Annotated in this window: 16 protein-coding genes; 8 read left to right on the forward strand and 8 right to left on the reverse strand. The window is 72.7% G+C overall.

Annotated features, from left to right (window positions below; all coding sequences use genetic code 11):
* Positions 1-18: 18 nt before the first annotated feature.
* A complete protein-coding gene (locus ACZ6BB_RS16945; RefSeq protein WP_471615945.1) occupies positions 19-984 on the forward strand; it encodes an SCO2102 family sporulation regulator in 966 nt (321 codons plus the stop codon).
* Between the two features lie 81 nt (positions 985-1,065).
* On the opposite strand, the gene ACZ6BB_RS16950 is transcribed toward ACZ6BB_RS16945, so the two are convergent.
* The 4 genes from ACZ6BB_RS16950 to ACZ6BB_RS16965 form a co-directional block, all read right to left on the reverse strand.
* On the reverse strand, positions 1,066-2,574 hold the full coding sequence (locus ACZ6BB_RS16950; RefSeq protein WP_471615946.1) for a phytoene desaturase family protein: 1,509 nt from the start codon (positions 2,572-2,574) through the stop codon (positions 1,066-1,068).
* A 433-nt stretch (positions 2,575-3,007) separates the two neighbouring features.
* Complete coding sequence (locus ACZ6BB_RS16955; protein WP_471615947.1) at positions 3,008-3,640, reverse strand: TetR/AcrR family transcriptional regulator; 633 nt, start codon at positions 3,638-3,640, stop codon at positions 3,008-3,010.
* Positions 3,641-3,675: 35 nt separating this feature from the next.
* Positions 3,676-5,760: a YhgE/Pip family protein gene (locus ACZ6BB_RS16960; protein ID WP_471615948.1), complete on the reverse strand. Its 2,085-nt coding sequence runs from the start codon at positions 5,758-5,760 to the stop codon at positions 3,676-3,678.
* Entirely contained in the window at positions 5,732-6,565 is an 834-nt protein-coding gene (locus tag ACZ6BB_RS16965; protein WP_471615949.1) for an ATP-binding cassette domain-containing protein, read from the reverse strand. Before ACZ6BB_RS16965 ends, ACZ6BB_RS16960 begins: the two co-directional genes overlap by 29 nt.
* Positions 6,566-6,740: 175 nt before the next feature.
* Here ACZ6BB_RS16965 and ACZ6BB_RS16970 point away from each other — a divergent pair, with 175 nt between their 5' ends.
* From ACZ6BB_RS16970 to ACZ6BB_RS16980, 3 genes are all read left to right on the forward strand, one after another.
* Positions 6,741-7,280 (forward strand): SAV_6107 family HEPN domain-containing protein, encoded by a 540-nt coding sequence (locus tag ACZ6BB_RS16970; RefSeq protein ID WP_471615950.1) that lies wholly within the window; start codon positions 6,741-6,743, stop codon positions 7,278-7,280.
* 130 nt (positions 7,281-7,410) lie between these two features.
* Positions 7,411-8,181, forward strand: a complete 771-nt coding sequence (locus tag ACZ6BB_RS16975) for a methyltransferase (RefSeq protein WP_275459106.1) — start codon at positions 7,411-7,413, stop codon at positions 8,179-8,181.
* A 287-nt stretch (positions 8,182-8,468) separates the two neighbouring features.
* Complete coding sequence (locus ACZ6BB_RS16980; protein ID WP_471615951.1) at positions 8,469-8,870, forward strand: DUF3040 domain-containing protein; 402 nt, start codon at positions 8,469-8,471, stop codon at positions 8,868-8,870.
* Positions 8,871-9,153: 283 nt separating this feature from the next.
* Here the strand turns inward: ACZ6BB_RS16980 and ACZ6BB_RS16985 are convergent, their stop codons facing one another.
* The 4 genes from ACZ6BB_RS16985 to ACZ6BB_RS17000 all read right to left on the reverse strand — a co-directional run bounded on the left by ACZ6BB_RS16985 (position 9,154) and on the right by ACZ6BB_RS17000 (position 14,904).
* Complete coding sequence (locus ACZ6BB_RS16985) at positions 9,154-11,682, reverse strand: transglutaminase TgpA family protein (RefSeq protein WP_471615952.1); 2,529 nt, start codon at positions 11,680-11,682, stop codon at positions 9,154-9,156.
* A complete protein-coding gene (locus ACZ6BB_RS16990; protein ID WP_471615953.1) occupies positions 11,679-13,037 on the reverse strand; it encodes a DUF58 domain-containing protein in 1,359 nt (452 codons plus the stop codon). The genes ACZ6BB_RS16985 and ACZ6BB_RS16990 overlap by 4 nt, the downstream gene beginning before the upstream one ends.
* Complete coding sequence (locus tag ACZ6BB_RS16995; RefSeq protein WP_471615954.1) at positions 13,034-14,074, reverse strand: AAA family ATPase; 1,041 nt, start codon at positions 14,072-14,074, stop codon at positions 13,034-13,036. Before ACZ6BB_RS16995 ends, ACZ6BB_RS16990 begins: the two co-directional genes overlap by 4 nt.
* Before the next feature lie 284 nt (positions 14,075-14,358).
* Positions 14,359-14,904 (reverse strand): beta-class carbonic anhydrase, encoded by a 546-nt coding sequence (locus ACZ6BB_RS17000; protein ID WP_037727961.1) that lies wholly within the window; start codon positions 14,902-14,904, stop codon positions 14,359-14,361.
* Positions 14,905-15,230: 326 nt separating this feature from the next.
* Here ACZ6BB_RS17000 and rsmH point away from each other — a divergent pair, with 326 nt between their 5' ends.
* From rsmH to ACZ6BB_RS17020, 4 genes are all read left to right on the forward strand, one after another.
* Positions 15,231-16,187, forward strand: a complete 957-nt coding sequence (gene rsmH, locus ACZ6BB_RS17005; RefSeq protein WP_471615955.1) for a 16S rRNA (cytosine(1402)-N(4))-methyltransferase RsmH — start codon at positions 15,231-15,233, stop codon at positions 16,185-16,187.
* 130 nt (positions 16,188-16,317) lie between these two features.
* Positions 16,318-16,929: a cell division protein FtsL gene (gene ftsL, locus ACZ6BB_RS17010; RefSeq protein ID WP_471615956.1), complete on the forward strand. Its 612-nt coding sequence runs from the start codon at positions 16,318-16,320 to the stop codon at positions 16,927-16,929.
* 5 nt (positions 16,930-16,934) lie between these two features.
* Complete coding sequence (locus ACZ6BB_RS17015; RefSeq protein WP_471615957.1) at positions 16,935-18,902, forward strand: peptidoglycan D,D-transpeptidase FtsI family protein; 1,968 nt, start codon at positions 16,935-16,937, stop codon at positions 18,900-18,902.
* Between the two features lie 60 nt (positions 18,903-18,962).
* Positions 18,963-20,630, forward strand: coding sequence for a UDP-N-acetylmuramoyl-L-alanyl-D-glutamate--2,6-diaminopimelate ligase (locus ACZ6BB_RS17020; protein ID WP_471615958.1), 1,668 nt, complete (start codon positions 18,963-18,965; stop codon positions 20,628-20,630).

A 20,630-nucleotide genomic window follows, 5' to 3' on the forward strand; every position in this document is an offset into this window, starting at 1 on the left:
ACAGGGAGAGGGGCGTACATGGGCTGGACGGTCCTCTACATCGCGTTCGGTGTCGTCGCGTTGTGGCTGCTGGGTGAGGTGCTGCTGCAGTACAAGGCGCGGCTGCGCTGGCGACTGCTCGCCTTCGCCGGTTTCCTGTGCGTGGTCCTCGGTGTGCTCATCCCGAACGTGATCGTCATCGCGCTGGGCGCCATCGCGTTCGCGGTCGGGCAGACGTACGTGACCCTCTCGTTCCGCCGCGGCTTCGAGGCCGGCTGGGCGGTCCGCCCGCGCCCCGAGGAGGGCGAGGACGGCGGCAAGCTGCCCCGGGCCGGGTTCCCCAAGGCGGGCAAGAAGCGGCGGCGCGGTGAGCCGGACCGCCAGGATGCGGCCCTGGAGCCCACGGACCTGGACTCCACGGCTGCCGGAACGTACCGCCGGGGCGACGACGCGCTCGACGACGACCACGACGACGACGTGTTCGTCCGCCCGCAGTCCACCCCCGCCGCGGCCACCGTCTACTCCCCGGAGCCCATGCCGGACGACACCAGCACGTACGGCGTCTACCGCGACGACAACAACACCTATGCGGGCGCGGGCGAGGAGTCCTACGCGACGGCCGACCGGTCCGCGCAGGACGAGGCATTCGCCTACTACGGCTACGACCAGCAGGGGTACGGCTACGACCCGAACCAGCAGCAGTACGCCGCCTACTCCGACCCGTACATCGGCACGCAGACGTACGACGCCACGGCCTCGTACGACCAGTCCTACGGCCAGCAGGGGTACGGGCAGCAGGGCTACGGCCAGGACCAGTACGGCAACGGCGGCTACGGCGGCGAGACCCCGCCCGGCGGTGTGTGGGTCCCGCAGCAGCGCAACACCGACGACCCCTTCGGCTCAGACCTCCCGGCGGACCAGCAGTACCCGTACCAGGGCAACGGGAACGGCAACGGCAACGGCAACGGCCAGAACGGCTACGACGAGCAGCAGTACCGTTTCTGAAGGCGCCCCCGCAAGCTTCTCCGAAGGCGTCCCGAAGGCGTTTCCGAAGGGCGGCCGGGGTCCCCGGTGAACCCCGGCGTCTCACTGTGAGCCGCGGAAACCGGGTCCCTCCACGATCAGCCCGGCCACCAGCGCGCCCGACATCCCGGCGTGCGGCAGGCCGCCGCCGGGGTGGGACCAGCCGCCGACGGTGAACAGGCCCGGTGTGGCGGTGCTGTTGGACGGATGCAGCAGCCGCCCGTCGCCCGCGGCGAGCGTCGGCGCCGGGACCGCGCCCCCCTCGGCACCCGTCGTCCGCGCGATGTCGGCCGGGGTGCGGATCTCGTGCCAGGCGAGGCGCTCCCGCAGATCGGGGACGGCCCGCTCGGCCGCGGTGATCAGCCGTTGCGCGTACCCCTCCACCGCCTCCGCCCCGCTCACCTCGTGCCCGGCCGGGACCACGCAGGTGACCGTGACCGCCTCGTGGCCGGAGTCCGGCACCAGGGCCGGATCGTCGGGGCGCAGCACCGTCACCGTGGGCCGCGCGACCGTCCCGGCGGCGGGGCCGAACAACAGGTCCAGCTCGGCGTCGCGGTCCTGTGTGTGCACCACCGTCCGGTGCGGCGCACCGTCCGGCCGACGGCCGCGCAGCGCCAGCAGCACGGTCAGCCGGCTCGTCGTCCCCCGCTGCGCAGGGACCTCACCCTCGCTCCGCACGGCCGGCTGCCGCACCCATCGGCCCAGCACCTCGGGCGCGACCCCGGCGACCACGAAGTCGGCCTCCGCGACCGTGCCGTCGGCCAGCTCCACCCCGGCCGCCCGGCCGTCCTTCTCGATGATCCCGGTGACCTCGGAGCCGAAGACGAACTCGACCCGCCGGGCCAGGCACCGCTCGTGGAGCGCCCGCGCCAGTTCCCGCAGACCGCCCCGGACGTACCAGGTGCCGAAGGCGTGCTCCATGTACGGCAGGACCGCCGCGCTCGCCGGCACGGTCCGGGGATCCAGGCCGTACGCGAGGGCGTGGCACTCCAGCAGGGCCGCCAGCCGGGGGTCGCGCAGCTCCCACGCGCCTACCTCGGCGAGCGTGGTGGCGCGGCGGGTGCGCAGGAGACGCCGGTGGGGCACCGAGGGGTACGGTTCGCGCTCGGCGAGCACCTTCCAGTCGGGCCACAGCGGCTCCTCCAGAAGAGGCCGGCGGGTGCGGTCCCATGCCTCGCGGGCCCGCACCAGGAAGTCGCCCCAGCGGTCGCCGGCGCCCGGGCCCAGCGCGGCGTTCAGGGCGGTGACCACGCCCGCGCGTGAGGCGTTGGGAAGCAGCAGATCGGTGCCGTCCGCGAAGACGTGCCGCGCCGCCGGGTCCACCTGGACCAGCTCGACGCGGCTCTCCAGCGACTCCTTGCCCGTCTTGAGGAACAGATCGCGGTACACGGCGGGCAGCGTCAGCAGTCCGGGGCCCGTGTCGAACGCGAAGCCGTCGCGCTCGAAGCGGCCCACGGCCCCGCCGTAGGTCTCCGTGCTCTCGTGCACCACCACGTCGTGGCCGGCGACGGCCAGCCGGGCGGCGGCCGCCATGGCGCCGAGACCGGCGCCGATCACCGCGATTCTTGCCATGCCGGCGACCTTATCGGGCGCCGCTTCCCCGGGGTCTCGCGGGCGTGATCGTCACCGGTCGGAAACAGCCGGGGCCGGTACTGAGTACACAGGGCTGAGTACACGTACTCAGCCGGTGAGATGAGTACGCGCGCGGATGGGCTCCCACCTGCGCGAAGGAGAAGGTGGAGACACGGGAAGGGGCGCGACCGCGGTACCGCCGACACGGGGCGGCGGAACGGCATTCGCGCCCCCACCGCTCCTTCCGCCGACGCGAGTCGACGGGAGCGAGGCACGGGGGAGCACGGGGAGCGGGGGAGCACGGGGGAACGGGGAGAGCGCCGGTTCGAGGTGGCACGCGGGGGACGCTGCCAGTTCGGGCCGGCGCTCTCCCCGTTCCCCCCGCCCGGCGCTCCGGCTCGTCCGGCGCTTCCGTCCCTCCGTCCCGGCCCGGTCAGCGGGTTCCGCCCACCCGGCCCTGGAGCAGCCGGGACAGTGCCGCGTGGACATCGTCCAGGGAGCGGTCCGGCTGGAACGCCTTCCAGTCCAGCGCGGCCACCAGGACCATGCCGACCAGGGCCGACGCCGTCAGGCCGACATCGATCTCGTCGCTCAGCTCGCCCCCCTCGACAGCCTCGCGCAGCACCCCCTCGACGACCGCGACGGCGTCCTGCCGGACGACCATCAGCGTGGACTGCCAGGCACGGTTGGTGCGCCACAGCTCCGCCACGTAGAGCTGGGTGAAGGAGGGGTAGCGGTCGATGAAGAGGAGCCCGGCCCGGATCATCGCGTCCAGCGAGTCGACCCTGCTGCCGCCCTCCTGAGCGGTCCGCTCGGCGGCCTCGCGGAGGGAGGCGGTGAGGAGCCCCACTCCGTGCCGCAGCAGCTCCTCGAAGAGGACCGACTTGCTCGCGAAGTTGTAGTAGACCGTGCCCTTGGCGACACCGGCGCGTTCGGCGATCTCGTCGACCGTGGTCGCGGAGAACCCCTGCTCCGCGATGAGGGTGACGGCCGCTTCGTAGAGTTTCTGCCGGGTCGCCTCGCGACGGCCCCCGCCTGCGCCGCCGGGGGAGTTGCTGCTTTCCATGGCCCTGATTGTCACAGGAACCGTGCCGTGCGCGGTCACAGGCTCAACTCCGGGTGCAACCGGTCCAGGGTCCACACCTGCTTGCGGCGGGCGGACACGGCGGTCAGCGCGAGGGAACCGACGGTGAAGGCCACCAGCACCGCGCACGCCTGCCAGACCGGGCCGAGGCCGCCGCCGGTGATGAGCCTCCTGAGCGCGTCGACGACATGGCTCATCGGCAGGAAGGGGTGGACCGCGTTGAAGAATCCGGGGCTGGTCTGCACGGGGTACGTACCGCCCGCGGACGTCAACTGGAGCATCAGGAAGGCGAGGACGAGGATCCGGCCCGCCGCCCCGAACCGCGCGTTGAGCCACTGCACGATCGCCGCGAAGCACGCCGTCACCAGGAACAGGAAGCCCACCGTGCCGGCCGCCCGCGCCATCTCCAGGCCGACCGCCCAGTGCAGCACCGCCATCAGCGCGACCGTCTGCAGCACGCCCAGCGCGGCCACCGGCAGCCAGCCCGCCACCGCGATCCGCCAGGCCGAGGCGCCCGCCGCGAGAGCCCGCCGGTTGAGCGGCTGGATCAGCATGTACGCCACCATGGCGCCCACCCACAGGGACAGCGGGATGAAGTACGGGGCGAACCCGGTGCCGTAGTTGGGCGCCTTGTGCAGGTCCTTGGTGGCCAACTGCACAGGGTCGGCCATCACTTCGGTGCGCTTGTCGCGGTCCCGCTCGTCGTAGTCGGGGATCTTCTCGGCCCCGTCGTGCAGACCGCCCGCCAGCTTCCCCGAGCCGTCGGCCAGCTTGTACATGCCGCCCTTGAGGTCGGCCGCGCCCGTCTTCAGCGCGCCGACGCCCGTGTCCAGGTCCGCCGCGCCGGTCTTGGCGGTGCCGAGGCCGGTGTGCAGGGTCTTGGCACCCTTGGCGACCTTCGTGGCACCGGTGTCGAGCGCGTTCACCTTGGCGACGGCGTCGTCGAGGTCGGTGGACAGGGTGGGCGCGGCCTTCGCGAGGGCGCGGGCCTGCTTCTCCAGGGTCTGCAGGTCCTTGTCGAAGGCCTTCATGTCACCGCCGTAGTTCTTCACCACGGTGTTGACGTCCTCGGCGAGCACGGCCGCCTTCGCCGCCGCCTCCTTGGCCTTCTTCAGGTCCGCGCAGGCCGCGTCGGGCAGAACCGGGTCCTCGCACCGGCGCCGGTAGACGTCGTCGAGGGTGTCGGAGGCGGTACGGGTGCCGGTCGCGGCGGCCGGTGCCGTCGTCACGAACGCGTCGAGGTGCTCGCGGATCGTGGCCGCCGAGTCGGCGACCAGGGTGGCGGTGTCGGCGATCGTGTCGCCGTTCTTCGCGAGGAAGGGCCGTACCTGGTCCGCCGCGGCGCCCACCTTGTCGGCGAGCTTCCCGGTGCCGTCCGCGACCTGCTGGGCGCCGTCCTCCAGGTCCCCGGCGCCCTTGTCCAGGTCGCTCAGACCGCCGGACAGCTTTCCGCTGCCCTCCTTGGCCGTCCGCAGGCCGTCCGCGAGGTCCCTGGACCCCTTCTCGGCCTTGTCGATGCCGCCCTTGAGGTCGTCGGCGCCGTCGGCCGCCTCCTCGGTCTTCCCGTGCAGGTCCGAGAACGAGATGAAGATCCGGTCCAGGAACGACCGCGACGCCTTCGTCGACGCCGCCGTCCGCACCTCCGAGAACACGGTCCGCGAGATCTGCCCGACGATGTAGTTGTTCGCGTCGTTCGTCCGCACCTGCAGGGCGCCCGTCTCCGGAACGTCTCCGGAACTCGACGCGATCCGCTCGCTGAAGTCCTTCGGCATGGTCAGCGACAGGTAGTACGTGCCGTCCTCGACACCGGCGCGGGCCTCGGCGGCGCTCACCCGGTGCCACTCGAAGGTGTCGCTCTCGCGCAGCCCGTCGGCGATGTCGTCGCCCGCCGTCAGCCTCTCCTTGCCGACCGACGCTCCCTTGTCGTCGTTCACCAGGGCCACGGGGATGCGGTCGAGCCGTCCGTACGGGTCCCAGAAGGACCACAGGTACAGGGCGCCGTACAGCAGCGGCAGCAACAGGAGCGAGACCAGCGCGGCGCGCGGCAGTTTTCCGCGGCCGAAGCGCTTCAGCTCAAGCGCGGCGAGTTTCGGCGAGCGCATCGGCCGTCTCCTTGTCGGTGTCCGTGGCGGTGTCCGTGTCCGTGGCGGTGGCGGTGGCGGTGGCGTCGTCCGGGTCGTCGGTGGCGTCGGTGGACACCACGACCGCCCCCTGAGGTGCTTCGCTGCAGACCGCCACCACCGTGATGCCGGACTCGGTGAGGGACCTCAACAGGGCCCACATCGCGGCCCGTTCGGCGTCGGAGAGCTTCAGGTCGGTGTCGTCGACCCCGAGCAGCCGGGGCCGCCCGACGAGGGCGAGGGCGACGGACAGCCGCAGGGCCTCCATCCGGTCCAGGTCGCGCACCGCGGTCCGGGAGCCCTTGGGCAGGGTCGCGCGGTCGAGCCCGGCAGCGGTCAGGGCGGCCTCGATCCGGCCCTCGGCCTCGGCGGCGCGCTCGGCGCGGGGCCGCAGCAGCCCGCGCAAGGAGCCGTCGAACCGCCGCTGCAGCAGCGCCCGTTCACGCAGGTGCTCGCCGACGGTCAGGGCCGGGTCCAGGTCGGTCACGCCGGGGACATGGGCGAGGGCGCTGACCCGGCGTACGTCCGCCATCCGCTTCGGCAGCCGCAGGGAGCCGACCGTGGCGTGGCCCTCGCTCGGCTTCATACGGCCGGTCAGCGCGAGCAGCAGGCAGGTGCGGCCCGACCCGGACGGCCCTTCGACCGCGATCAGTGAACCGGCCTCGGCGTCGAACCCGACACCCCGGAACGCCCACCCCCGCGGCCCCTTCAGCCCGAACCCCTCGGCGCCGACGGCGACGCCCTCGGCCGTCCCCTGCCGGGCGTCCGCCTCCCGCGGCTCTCCCATGCCCTCAAGCCCCTCTGTGTTTCTTTGAACTGACTGGTCAGTGCAAAAAGTACTCCGAACTTCTGCTCGAAGCAAAAGAGCAGGTCAGAACGGATTGTCAGTGGCATACCGCACGATGAGCACATACGGCACCTCGTATCAGAGCGTGCCGTCCGAAGACGACAGGAGGTTCGTCATGGCCAGCCACCCCGCAGCAGCCGCCAACCGGCGCCGCGCCACCGGCCCTGCCCCCTCACTGACCGGCCCGGTGAGCGACGTGCACCCCGTGCTGCGCCGGGCGACGGCCCCGCCCGCCGCCCTCGACCTGCTCGCCCAGGCCCGCTCCGGACTCGACGAGGCCTCCGCCCACCAGGCGCCCAACGAGCGGTACGCCACCGCCCACCTCGCCGCCCTGCGCACCGCCGCCGCGGTGCTCGCCGCCCGGGGCCGCCCGGAACCCACCCCGAAGCGCCGCGCGAAGATCCGCAGCGCCTGGGAGGTGCTCCCCGAGATAGCGCCCGAACTCGCCGAGTGGAGCGCGCTGTTCGCTGCCGGCGCCGCCCGCAGGGCGCGTGCCGAGGCGGGAATCCGGGGCGCGGCGAGCGCCCGGGACGCCGACGACCTGATACGCGACGTGGCGATGTTCCTGCGCCTGGTCGAACGGATGCTGGTGCTCCAGCCGGTGCTGCCCCAGCCCCGGCGGGACGGCGATCCGGGGGTCCCGGACGCGGGCTGACCGACCGCCCCGGCGCCGCCCATTAGGGTTGGGGCAGTCGCCACCTCCGCCGCGGCCCCCGGCCCGGCGGAGACGCAAGTCCATCGCTCCGCCGTACACCAGGCGGTGCCGCGCCGAGGAGTCAACTGCCGTGTCGGACCCGATGCGCCCCCGCGCCTCCCTCCGTACCGCCGTGGTCTGGGAGGTCCTGCGAGACGCCCTCGACCGCCGGGTGAAGGCCACGGCACGCGAGTCGCTCGACGTCCTGGACACCGGGGGCGGCAGCGGCAACTTCGCCGTGCCCGTGGCCCGTCTCGGCCACCGCGTCACCGTCGTCGACCCCAGCCCGAACGCGCTGTTCGCGCTGGAGCGCCGGGCCGCCGAGGCCGGCGTCGCCGACCGGGTGCGCGGTGTCCAGGGCGACGCGCACGGCCTCTTCGACGTCGCCGAGCGCGGCGGGTACGACGCCGTGCTCTGCCACGGCGTCCTGGAGTACGTGGACGACCCCGCCGAGGGCATCGGCAACGCGGTCGCCGCGCTGCGGCCCGAAGGCGTGCTCAGCCTGCTCGCCGCCGGCCTGGGCGGGGCGGTCCTCGCGCGAGCCCTCGCCGGACACTTCAAGGAAGCCCGGCAGGCGCTCGACGACCCGAACGGACGCTGGGGCGAGGGTGATCCGGTTCCCCACCGGTTCACCGCCGAGCAGCTCACCGCGCTCGTCGAGGGCGCGGGCCTGGAGGTCGCCGCCGTGCACGGCGTGCGGGTCTTCGCCGACCTGGTCCCCGGCGTCCTCGTGGACACCGAGCCCGGCGCCATGGACGCCCTGCTCAAGCTGGAGGCCGCGGTCGCCGAACTGCCCGCCTTCCACTCCGTGGCCACACAACTGCACGTGCTGGGCGAGACGCGAGGGGCCGCCGGGTCCTGATCCGTCCCCCGGGACGAATGGGGTGACCCCCTGATCAGGGCCTCGGCGGCGGATGGAGTACGCCACAGGCCCCCCGATCGGGCGCCGGGAGCCGTATGATCGAGGGAGACCGTTCCGGCATGACGGGCCGTCCGCTGGGGAATTCACACCTCAGCGAGTCGGGGTGCCATGGCGGGTTCCGGTTGGCGAATTGGCGTAGAGGGGCGGGTTTCAAGGGGGCGATTCCCTGCCTATCCTGAAGAGGACCCCCCGGGTCGCCCCGGCGACCGCACGATGAGGAGGACTCCGTGCCGCTCTCAGAGCACGAGCAGCGCATGCTCGAGCAGATGGAGCGAGCGCTGTACGCCGAAGATCCCAAGTTCGCGTCAGCGCTCGAGGGAAGCGGGCTGCGTACGTACACCCGGCGGCGGGTCTACCAGGCGGTCGCGGGCTTTCTGGTGGGTATCGCGCTCCTCATGGCCGGAATGGTCGCACAGCAGATCTGGGTCAGCGTGGTGGGGTTCCTCGTCATGCTGGGCTGCGCCGTGCTCGCCGTCACCGGTTGGCGCAAGGCCCCCAAGCCGGGTGAGCAGCCCACGGGTGCCGCAGGCTCCGCCGGTGGGCGTCGTCAGGCCCGACAGCGCCGCTCCATGATGGACCGAATCGAACAGCGCTGGCAGCGTCGTCGTGACGAGCAGGGCGGCCACTGAGTCCGCCGGATCGCCGATCCGACAGCCACAGCTGAACTGAACACGCACGAAGGGTGACCACCCGAGGGGCGGTCACCCTTCGTGCATGCCCGAAATTCGAACAACCTCACCGCCTCGGGGTGGCCGCGCTCTGCGCCGGCCGGAGCGGACCACAGCCGGCCCGGCCGAGCGCGGCCCCGTACGACGTCTCCTCCACCCACCCCCGCGCCCCCTGCGCACGTCTGCCCCCGCCGGGCGAAGCCGGCGGGGGCAGACACGTGCGGAGCCGTAGGCCTGGCCGCCGCTAGCCGGGCCGGCCCGGCGAGGGGCGTCGCCGGGGCAGCCTCAGCGTCTGGACGCGGACCAGCAGCTCGTCCATGGCCCGCCCCCAGCGTGCGGAGAGGTCCCAGACCACCCGAACGGTCGAACGCGGCAGCAGCAGTGCCCGCAGCTTCGTCCGGCGGTCGGCGTGCGCCCGGAGGCCGACCCCGACCTGGTGCGCGTCCCGGGCCAGACCAGCCGGTACCTGCGGACGCGGAGCGAAGAGGACCTGCTCCACCGCCGCCGCCACCCGGTGCACCGCGTCCGCGGCCGACGGTTCGAGTTCCCCGAGCCGTACGATCCGCGCGGCGGCCTTGCGCGGCGTCTGCGACTCGTCCGGCCCGATCCCGAAGTCCCAGGCCGTGTCGGTCACCTCCTGCCAGGCGGCCAGCGCGTGTGCCGCCGCGGCCTCCGTACGGCCGTACCCGCCGGCTCCGCCCGGATGCGCGGGAGAGCCCGGCGGTCCGTCCGCCTCCTCGGTCACCTCCCGCGCGCCGGCGGGCGCGCGGGCCCCCTTCGGGATCGCGCCGTCATGCGCGCCCAGCCGTACGGAGCGGACTCGCAGCCGCCACAGCATGGGCAGCAGCGGGATCGCCAGCAGCAGGAGTGCCCCCGGCAGGACCAACAGGGTCCAGGGGGAGAAGAACAGCAGCCCCCACAACGAACGCTCCTCGTCGTCCGGACCCGCCACGGCCACCGCGGACTCGCTCGCGCAGGCCGCCAGCTTCACCTCCTGCGGGGTGCAGCTCTCGCTCGCCGACGGCGCGGCCGACGGGGCCGTGGACGCCGACTGCGAGGGCCGGGGCACGTCGGGCAGACCACCCGTGCCGGGGTCCTCCGCCACCGTGTACTGAGGAGTCGAGCCCCGGTTGGGGGTCGGCTCGAAGCGGGTCCAGCCCACACCCTCGAAGTACAGCTCGGGCCAGGCGTGCGCGTCACGCAGGCCCACCGACATCGTGCCGTTCGTCTGCGGGGTGCCGGGCGTGAAGCCCACGGCCACCCGGGCCGGTATGCCCAGGGTCCGGGCCATCGACGCCATCGCGAACGAGAAGTGGACGCAGAAGCCCTCCTTGTCCTGGAGGAACCGGGCTATCGCCCGCGCGCCCGTCCCGGAACGCACCTCGGTGTCGTACGTGAACTCGCCGCTGAACGCGAACCAGTCCTGCAGCTTCACCGCCCGCTCGTAGTCGTTCGTCGCGCCCTCGGTGACGTCCAGCGCGGTCTGCGCCACCACCGGCGGCAGCGAGGCCGGGACCTTGGTGTACTCCCGCCGCAGGGACGGCGGCGGCTCCGGCGCCGAGGCCAGCTGCTCCGCCGTGGGCTGCACGATCAGGCTCTCGACCTTGTACTGGGCGCCCTTGGTGTCCTGGCCGTGGTCGCCGACCAGGGTGCGCCCCACGGGCTCGTACCGCCAGTCGCCGTCGATGTCGACGCTGGAGACCGGGTACGGCATCGGCAGCCAGTTCTGCTCGTAGTCCTCCGCCGCGACGATCCGGGTCTCGATCGAGGTCCGCTTCACGTCCGAGGCGAGCCCGATGGGCGTGCCGAACTCCTCCGGCACCTCGGTGATGGAGCGCTCGGTCGGCGTCCAGGAGGTGCCGTCGAACCTGTCCAGGGACACGATCCGCAGATACATCTCCTGCGTGTTGTCCGTGTTGGTGCGGTAGGAGAGCACCTGGCGGTCCTCGTCCACGTTCAGGCTGCCGCTCAGCGCCACCACGGGGTTCACCGCGGAGATCGTGCCGCCGCCCGAGCCCCCGCCGATGCCGGTGCCCGTGCCGCTCAGCAGTCCCCCGTCTAGGGAGGGCAGCCCGAGCGGCACCACCAGGGCGATGCCCAGCGCGACCGCGCCGATGCGCCGCCCCGTGCGGACCGGGGCCACCGCGCCGCCCGCGGACTCCGCGCGCGGGCCGTGCGGCGCGCCGCCGAAGACCCGGCCCCACTGCGAGAGCCGGTCGCGGCTCTCGGTCAGGAGCAGCAGCAGATAGCCGGCGGAGGCCAGCAGGAACCACAGCCACGCGGCGCCGTCGGACAGGCCCGCCGCGACCGAGTACAGCGCGAGCAGCGGCAGGCCGGCCGGGGCCGCGCTGCGGAACGTCACCGCGAGCGCGTCGACCATGAGGCCTATCACCAGCACACCGCCGATGATCATCAGCTGGATGCCGTCGCTCAGCGGCGCCGGGATGGCGTACCGCCCGACATCGTCCGCGCCCGACCGCAGCAGCTCCGCGAAGTGCTGCAACGCCTCCGGGCCGGGGACGATCCCGGCCACCGCCTGCTCGCGGGCGAAGACCAGCGTCAGCATCATCAGCGCGGCCAGCGCCTGCGCGGCCACGGTCAGCGGCCGCGCCAGCGGGACCCGGCGGGTGAGCGCTCCCACGGCGGTCAGCACACCCAGCATCAGGGCCGCCTGGAAGATCCACGTCGCCGGGTCGACCAGCGGCAGCAGCGCGCACGCCGCCATGATCGTCGCGGCCCAGGCGCACAGCGCCAGCCTCGCCCGCCCGCTCATGACCGTCCCTCCATGCCGCTTCCGGACAGCACACCGAGACGCTGCCGGTCCGCCTGCCGCCACAGGTCCGCCAGCGAGGCGCCGCGCGGGACGGTCAGCGCCGTCCAGCCCGCCTCGTGCAGCAGCTGCAGCGACTCCTCGCTCGCGCTCCCGGCACCGGGCACCTCGCCCGTCTCGGTCGTCCACGTCTCGCTGTCCAGCAGGAAGGCGACCGCGCCGCCGCCGCGCCGGCGCATCTTGCCGATCACCGTCGCCTGCTCCTCGTCGAGGTCGCCGAGGAAGGCGATCAGCAGCCCCTCGTTGCCGCCGCGCAGCGCGTCGTAGGCGGGGGAGAGGCCCGAGCCGTCGGAGTGGTCGATCACCGCGAGGGTGTCCATCATCAGCCCCGCCGCGTCGGCGGACCCCTGGCCGGCACCCGCGAACCCGTCCGCCCCCTCGCCGGGCACCGAACTGCCGGTGTCCGTCAGCAGCCGTACGGAGAAGCCCCGTTCGAGCATGTGGACCAGCGCGGAGGCGGCGCCGGAGACGGCCCACTCGAAGGCCGAGTCCGGGCCCGCGCCGAGGAACGCCTCGGCCCGGGTGTCCAGCAGCACCGTGCAGCGGGCGCGCTGCGGCTGCTCCTCGCGGCGCACCATCAGCTCGCCGTAGCGCGCGGTCGAGCGCCAGTGCACCCGGCGCAGGTCGTCGCCGTGCCGGTAGCCGCGCGGGAGCACGTCGTCCTCGCCGGCCAGCGCCAGCGAGCGCTGCCGACCGTCGCCGTACCCCTTCGCCTCCCCGCCGAGACGCACCGGTGGCAGCGCCTCCACCCGCGGGACGACGGTCAGGGTGTCGTACGTGGAGAAGGAGCGGGTCAGCTCGCACATGCCGAACGGGTCGGTCAGGCGCAGCTGGAGCGGGCCGAGCGGATACCGGCCGCGCAGATCGGAACGGACGCGGTACGACACCTCGCGGCGGCCGCCCGCCTCCACCCGGTCCAGCACGAACCTCGGGCGCGGACCGAGCACGTAGGGCACCCGGTCCTGGAGCATCAGCAGCCCGGTGGGCAGCCGCGAGACGTTGTCCATCCGCAGATGCACACGGGCCTCGCCGCCCGCCGGCACCCGCGCGGGGGACAGCCGGCGGCTGCCCGCGACCCGGTAGCGGGTGCGGTACAGCACGGTCGTGCAGACCAGCGGCAGCACGGCCAGCAGCAGGCCCACCCGCAGCAGATCGCTCTGCCCGAGGACGTACGCGCAGACGGCGGCCGCCATCCCGGCGGCCAGGAAGGAGCGCCCGCGGGTGGTGAGGCCGGCGAGGGCCGTCCGCAGCCCGCCCTTGTCCTGCTCCGGGGTGGGCGCCGGCCCGGGGGTGGTCATCCAAGCCTCCGCGGCGGCTGCTGCGGATACGCGGGCGTGGAGTGGACCGAGCCGAAGCCGCTCTGCGCCTGGGGCGCCTGCGGTACGGGCGTGCGCTGCAGGATCTCCTGCACGACCTGCTCCGGCGTACGGCGGTTGAGCTGGGCCTGGGCGGTGGGCAGCAGCCGGTGGGCGAGGATGGCCACGGCCAGCGACTGGATGTCGTCCGGCAGGGCGTACTCCCGGCCGCTCAGGGCGGCGGTCGCCCTCGCCGCACGCAGCAGATGCAGCGTGGCGCGCGGCGAGGCGCCGAGTCTGAGATCCGGGTGGCTGCGGGTGGCGCCGACCAGGTCCACCGCGTACCGCCGGACCGTTTCCGCGACGTGCACGCCCCGGACGGCCTCGATCAGCTTCACGATCTCGTGCGCGTGCGCCACCGGCTGCATGTCCTCCAGCGGCGAGACGCCGCCGTGGACGTCGAGCATCTGCAGCTCGGCCTCCGGGCTCGGGTACCCCACGGAGACACGGGCCATGAAGCGGTCGCGCTGGGCCTCCGGCAGCGGGTAGGTGCCCTCCATCTCCACGGGGTTCTGCGTGGCCACCACCATGAAGGGGCTGGGCAGCTCGTAGGTCGTGCCGTCGATGGTGACCTGGCGCTCCTCCAGGGACTCCAGCAACGCGGACTGCGTCTTCGGCGAGGCTCGGTTGATCTCGTCGCCGATCACGATCTGAGAGAAGATCGCGCCGGGCTTGAACTCGAACTCCTTGCGCTGCTGATCCCAGATGGACACGCCCGTGATGTCCGACGGCAGCAGGTCCGGCGTGAACTGGATACGCCGCACCGAGCAGTCGATGGACCGCGCCAGTGCCTTGGCCAGCATGGTCTTGCCGACGCCGGGGACATCCTCGATCAGAAGATGTCCCTCGGCGAGCAGCACTGTCAGCGAAAGCCGTACGACCTCAGGCTTGCCCTCGATCACTCGTTCGACAGAACTGCGGACTCGCTCCACAGTGCTGGTCAGATCAGTGAGGCTCGCTCGATCGTCATAGGTCGTCACCCGGCCCTCCTCGGCCCGTTCTTTCTCCGGGCCGTCGCTCTGCGATGCGGACCGGCCCACCCCGAAACACGGACACCACGCGCGAACTGCTCAGCGTGACGTCACATCCGCATTCTTGCTGCCGTTACCAATCCGTGTCACTCGCCTGTGGACAACGGTCTGCGATATGCCGGATCTGTGGTCTTTTGTCAGTCGAGATGCCAGCAGATTGACAGGAAACCGGGGCTGCGCGGGACCGCTCTCCGGCGGTAGGAGAAGGGTCCCGCACGGCCCGGTTCGACTGCTCAGGCCGGGTCGATCTCCCGCAGCAGGCCCGTCTTCACATCGAAGACGAAGCCGCGCACGTCGTCGGAGTGCAGCAGGAACGGGTTGGTGCGCACCCGCTGCATGGACTGCCGTACGTCCTGGTCCACGTCCCGGAAGGACTCCACCGCCCAGGCCGGACGCTGACCGACCTCCGTCTCCAGCTCGGTGCGGAAGTCCTCGGTGAGGGCCTCCAGACCGCAGCCGGTGTGGTGGATGAGGACGACGCTGCGGGTGCCGAGCTTGCGCTGGCTGATGGTCAGGGAGCGGATCACGTCGTCGGTGACCACGCCGCCCGCGTTGCGGATGGTGTGACAGTCGCCCAGCTCCAGGCCGAGCGCGTCGTGGAGGTCGAGGCGGGCGTCCATGCAGGCCACGACCGCGACGCGCAGGACGGGGCGGGCGTCCATCCCGGGGTCGGTGAACGCGGCCGCGTACCGCTGGTTCGCCTCGACGAGACGGTCGGTGACGGTGCCGTCGGATATGGCGCCTTCGGGGCCGGTGGGAATTGCTGCGGAGGTCGTCATAACCATGACGGTACTGGTCACGGCCGCCGAGGGCGCTCTGTGAGAGAGGACAAAGAACGTCATCGAGACTTGTTGTGAGGTAACCCACACGAGTGGCCGAATCTCGACCGTACAGGTGATTTCTCCTGCGTCACCGGTTCACCCGCAGGAGGCACCGCGACGCGCAGGCCGGTTGATTGACCGCGATGGACCGTGGACTAGAGTGACGCGGAGCGGGGGCGAGGCCCCTCGCTGGACTTGAATCCCCAGGAGAACCGGCGACACCCCGGCGTCTCCCCGCGTGCGCGGCGCGTACGTGCGGCTCGCGCCGGACCTGAGAGGGCCCCTTGAGCAACAGCCGCCACGTCCCCGTCATGCTCCGGCGCTGCCTGGACATGCTGGCCCCGGCCCTCACGGAGCCCGGCGCGGTGGTGGTCGACTGCACACTCGGCCTCGGCGGCCACAGCGAGGCCCTCCTCACCCGGTTCCCCGAGGCGCGGCTCGTCGCCCTCGACCGTGACAAGGAGGCGCTGCGCCTCTCCGGTGAACGGCTCGCCCCCTTCGGCGAGCGCGCCACCCTCGTGCACGCGGTCTACGACGAACTCCCCGACGTACTGGACCGCCTGGGTCTCCCGCGCGTCCAGGGTGTGCTGTTCGACCTCGGCGTCTCCTCCATGCAGCTCGACGAGGCCGACCGGGGCTTCGCGTACGCCCAGGACGCCCCCCTCGACATGCGGATGGACCAGACGACCGGCATCGGCGCGGCCGAGGTCCTGAACACCTACCCGGCGGGCGAACTCGTCCGGATCCTGCGGGCGTACGGCGAGGAGAAGCAGGCCAAGCGGATCGTCTCCGCGATCGTGCGCGAGCGCGACAAGGAGCCCTTCACCAACAGCGCCCGCCTCGTCGAACTGATCCGCGACTCCCTGCCGCAGGCGGCCAAGCGCACCGGCGGCAACCCCGCCAAGCGCACCTTCCAGGCGCTGCGCATCGAGGTCAACGGCGAACTCACCGTCCTGGAGCGGGCGGTCCCCGCCGCCGTGAAGGCCCTCGCGGTCGGCGGCCGGATCGCCGTGCTGTCCTACCACTCGCTGGAGGACCGCCTCGTCAAGCAGGTGTTCGCCGCCGGGGCCGCCGTCACCGCGCCCCCCGGACTGCCCGTGGTCCCCGAGCGCTACCAGCCGAGGCTCAAGCTCCTCACCCGCGGTGCCGAACTTCCCACCGAGGAAGAGGTCGCCGAGAACCGGCGCGCCGCCCCCGCGCGTCTGCGCGGTGCGGAGCGCGTGCGGGAGAACCTTGAATGAGGTGCGTGAGGCGAACGAGCCCCACGAGGCGGCCGTACACGGTGCGTGAGGGGTGACGGTGAGTGAGTCCGACAAGCGAACTCGCGGGGACGGTGAGTGAGTCCGGGAACCGAACTCACTGGGAGGACGCGTGAGCAGGAAACCCGAACTGAGAGGCAGGGCCGCCCGTCTCGCGCGGCTCCTGCCCGTGCGGCCCAAGGGGGCGGCGCGCACTCCCTTCGTCCTCCTCGTCGTCCTGCTGCTGGGCGGCGGCCTCATCGGTCTCCTCGTACTGAACTCCGCTCTCAGTGAAGGGTCGTTCAAGCTCGACGACCTCCAGGACGACGTCAAGAGCTACACCGACGAGGAACAGGCGCTCCAGCGCGACGTGGACGCCTACTCCGCCCCCGACGCCCTCCAGCGCCGCGCCCGCGAACTGGGCATGGTCCCCGGCGGAGACCCGGCCTTCCTGAACCCCGACGGCACGGTCGAGGGCGTACCGAGCGCCGCCCGGCAGGCCGTGGCCCGGATGCCGCTCGTCCTCGCGCCCGAGATCCTCGACCCCGGCCCGCCGCCCCCGAGCCCGGCCCTCGCTCCCAGCACCACTTCCAGGACCACTCCGAGCCCCACGCCCCACGCCACCGCGACGCCGGCGCAGCCGCCCGCGTGGACCCCGGCGGCCGGGGACACCCCCGCCCCGCCCCCCACACCCACCAGCCCGTCCGTACAGTCCACCCAGCTCCCGACGACCCCCGGCAGGTGACGGAAGTGGCCGATTCAGGCAGGCAGCCCCCCCGCCGCCGCGTACCCGGACCCGCCCGGCCGGCGCGCCCGGGGGGCCAGCAGCGCCGGCCGGGCCCCGGCGCGCGTCCCGCCGCGCAGCGCCGCCCGGCCCCGCCCCGGCAGCCGGCCGCGCGCACCATCCGGCTGGGCAGCCCCCGCCCCCGGCTGCGCATGGTCAGCCTCGCGCTGACCCTGGTGATGATCGCCTTCGTCGTACGGCTCCTGCAGGTGCAGGCCGTCGACGCGAGCGAGTACGCCTCCAAGGCCGACCGGAACCGGTACGTCGGCCGGGTGCTGGCCGCCGAGCGGGGCGGGATCACCGACCGCAACGGCGTGGCCCTGGCGATCAGCACCGACGCCAACGACATCACGGCCGACCCGACGATGTTCACGCGCGACCAGCTGAAGATCGACGACGGACCCGAGCAGGCGGCCGCGCTCCTCGCGCCGATCCTCGGCGCGGACCAGGAGGCGCTCACCGAGAAGCTGAGCGCCCGGAACACGCGCTACGTCGTCCTCGCCCGCCGCCAGACCCCCCAGGTCTGGAACCAGATCAGCGACCTGAGGTCCGCCCTCGTGCAGCGGTCCGGCGACGAGAAGGGCACGGTCAACGTCCTGGCCGGCGTCTTCCAGGAGCCCAGCAGCCAGCGCGTGTACCCCAACGGCGGCCTCGCCGCCGGGATACTGGGCTGGGTCAACGCCGAGGGCAAGGGCGGCGGCGGCATCGAGCAGCAGTGGAACAGCCGGTTGTCGGGCAAGGACGGCAAGATCCGCTACGCCCAGTCCGGCGGCCGTCTCGTGCCCACCGCGGGCTCCACCGAGACCCCCGCCGTGGCCGGCTCCGACGTCGAGCTGACCATCGACCGCGACATCCAGTGGGCCGCGCAGAACGCCATCACCGACCAGGTGAAGAAGTCCAAGGCCGACCGCGGGTACGTCATCGTGCAGGACACCCGCACCGGCGAGATCCTCGCTATGGCCAACTCGCCCGGCTTCGACCCCAACGACCTCACGAAGGCGAACCCGGACGCGCTCGGCAACGCGGCCCTCCAGGACGCCTACGAGCCCGGCTCCACCGCCAAGGTCATGTCGATGGCCGCCGTGCTGGAGGAGAACGTCGCCACCCCGGGCACCCATGTCACCGTGCCCAACCGGCTGCACCGCGGCGACCGGCTGTTCAAGGACGACATCGACCACCCGACCTGGTACCTGACCCTCAACGGCGTCCTCGCCAAGTCCAGCAACATCGGCACCATCCTCGCCACCGGCGAACTCGGCAGGAACCAGCGCGAGTCCAACAAGATCCTCTACTCGTACCTGCGCAAGTTCGGCATCGGCAGCTACACCGGCCTCGGCTTCCCCGGCGAGACCAAGGGCATCCTCGCCGCGCCCGGCGACTGGTCGACCTCGCAGCAGTACACGATCCCTTTCGGCCAGGGCGTATCGATGAACGCCATGCAGGCGGCCTCCGTCTACTCCACGATCGCCAACGGCGGCGTACGCGTCGAGCCGACCCTCGTACGGGGCACCAAGGGACCGGACGGCCGTTTCACCCCCGCCCCGAAACCCGGCAAGAGCCGGGTCGTGAGCGAGAAGACGGCGAAGACCCTCGCCCGGATGCTGGAGTCCGTCGTCGACGACGAGGAGGGCACCGGCACCAGGGCGCGCATCCCCGGCTACCGGGTCGCGGGCAAGACGGGTACGGCCAACCGTGTGGATCCGGCCACCGGCCGCTACCGCGGCTACACCTCGTCCTTCGCCGGGTTCGCGCCCGCCGACAACCCGAGGATCACCGTCTACTGCGCGATCCAGAACGCCACCAAGGGCAACTACTTCGGCGGCCAGATCTGCGGACCCATCTACAAGGAGGTCATGGAGTTCGCCCTGAAGACCCTCCAGGTCCCGCCCACCGGGGCGAAGCCGGCGAACCTGCCGGTCGCCTTCACGCCCTGACCCGCCTCCGCCCCCACCCGATCCGCCCGCCGATCAGCGCAACCAGCCAGGAACCGCCTCGTGACCATGATCACTCCCGGCCCGGGGGACCACCCACCGCGGCCCCGCTCGCACAAACCCTCGCTTCGCCCCGCCGGGGGTGCGCCCGGTACGCTCACCGCCGTGCCACACGCTGATCAGTCCCAAACCACCCAGAAGGACGTTCCCGTGACATATCCGGGACCGCCCAGGCCGCTCCAGGTCTCCGCCACATCCCTCGCGGACCTCGCCGGCCAGCTGGGCGCCGAGCACCCGGGGAGCGCCGCGGAGGTCACGGGCATCACCCATGACTCGCGCGCCGTGCGACCCGGCGACCTGTACGCCGCCCTGCCCGGCGCCCGGCTGCACGGAGCCGACTTCGCGGACCAGGCGGCCGGCCTCGGCGCCGTCGCCGTGCTCACCGACCCGAGCGGCGCCGAGCGCGCCGCCACCGCCGGACTCCCGGCGCTCGTGGTGGACGACCCGCGCGCGCGGATGGGCGAGCTGGCGGCCACGATCTACGGTCACCCGGGCCGAGACCTGCTCCAGATCGGCATCACCGGCACCTCCGGCAAGACCACCACCGCGTATCTCGTCGAGGGCGGTCTGCAGGCCGTGCGTTCCACGGGCCTCATCGGCACGGTCGAGATGCGCGTCGGCGACGAGCGCATCAAGTCCGAGCGGACCACCCCCGAGGCCACCGACCTGCAGGCCCTGTTCGCGGTCATGCGTGAACGCGGTGTCGACTCGGTCGTCATGGAGGTGTCCAGCCACGCACTGGTCCTCGGCCGGGTCGACGGCTGCGTCTTCGACGTGGCGGTCTTCAACAACCTCAGCCCGGAGCACATGGAGTTCCACTCCGGCATGGAGGACTACTTCCAGGCCAAGGCACAGCTGTTCACACCGGAACGCAGCAGGCTAGGCGTCGTCAACCTCGACGACGCCTATGGCCGGCGGCTCGTCGACGAGGCCACCGTCCCGGTCGTGACCTTCTCCGCCGAGGGGCACCCGGACGCCGACTGGCGCGCCGAGGACGTCCGCGTCGGCCCCATGGACTCGACGTTCACGGTGGTGGGACCCAAGGGCGAGCGGATCAGCGCCAGGTCGCCGCTGCCCGGCTCCTTCAACGTCGCCAACACCCTCGCGGCCGTCACCGCGCTGGCCGTCGCCGGGATCGACCCGCAGACCGCCGCGGACGGCGTCGCCGCCGTACCGGGCGTGCCGGGCCGGCTGGAGCGCGTGGACGCCGGTCAGCCCTACCTCGCGGTCGTCGACTACGCCCACAAGACGGACGCCGTCGAGTCGGTCCTCAAGGCACTGCGCAAGGTCACCGAGGGCCGTCTGCACATCGTGCTCGGCTGCGGCGGCGACCGGGACACGACCAAGCGCGCGCCGATGGGCGCCGCCATGGCCCGGCTCTCCGACACGGCCGTACTGACCTCCGACAACCCCCGCTCCGAGGACCCTCTCGCGATCCTCGCGACGATGCTCGAAGGCGCGGCGTCCGTCCCGGCGCACGAGCGCGGCGAGGTCCTCCTCTTCGAGGACCGGGCCGCCGCGATCGCCGCGGCGGTGGCGCGCGCACAGCCGGGCGACACCGTGCTGGTCGCGGGCAAGGGCCACGAGCAGGGCCAGGACATCGCCGGCGTGGTCCGTCCCTTCGACGACCGCCAGGTGCTTCGCGAAGCTATCCAGCAGACCCAGGGATGA

This window comes from Streptomyces sp. NPDC041108 (genome assembly GCF_055592645.1).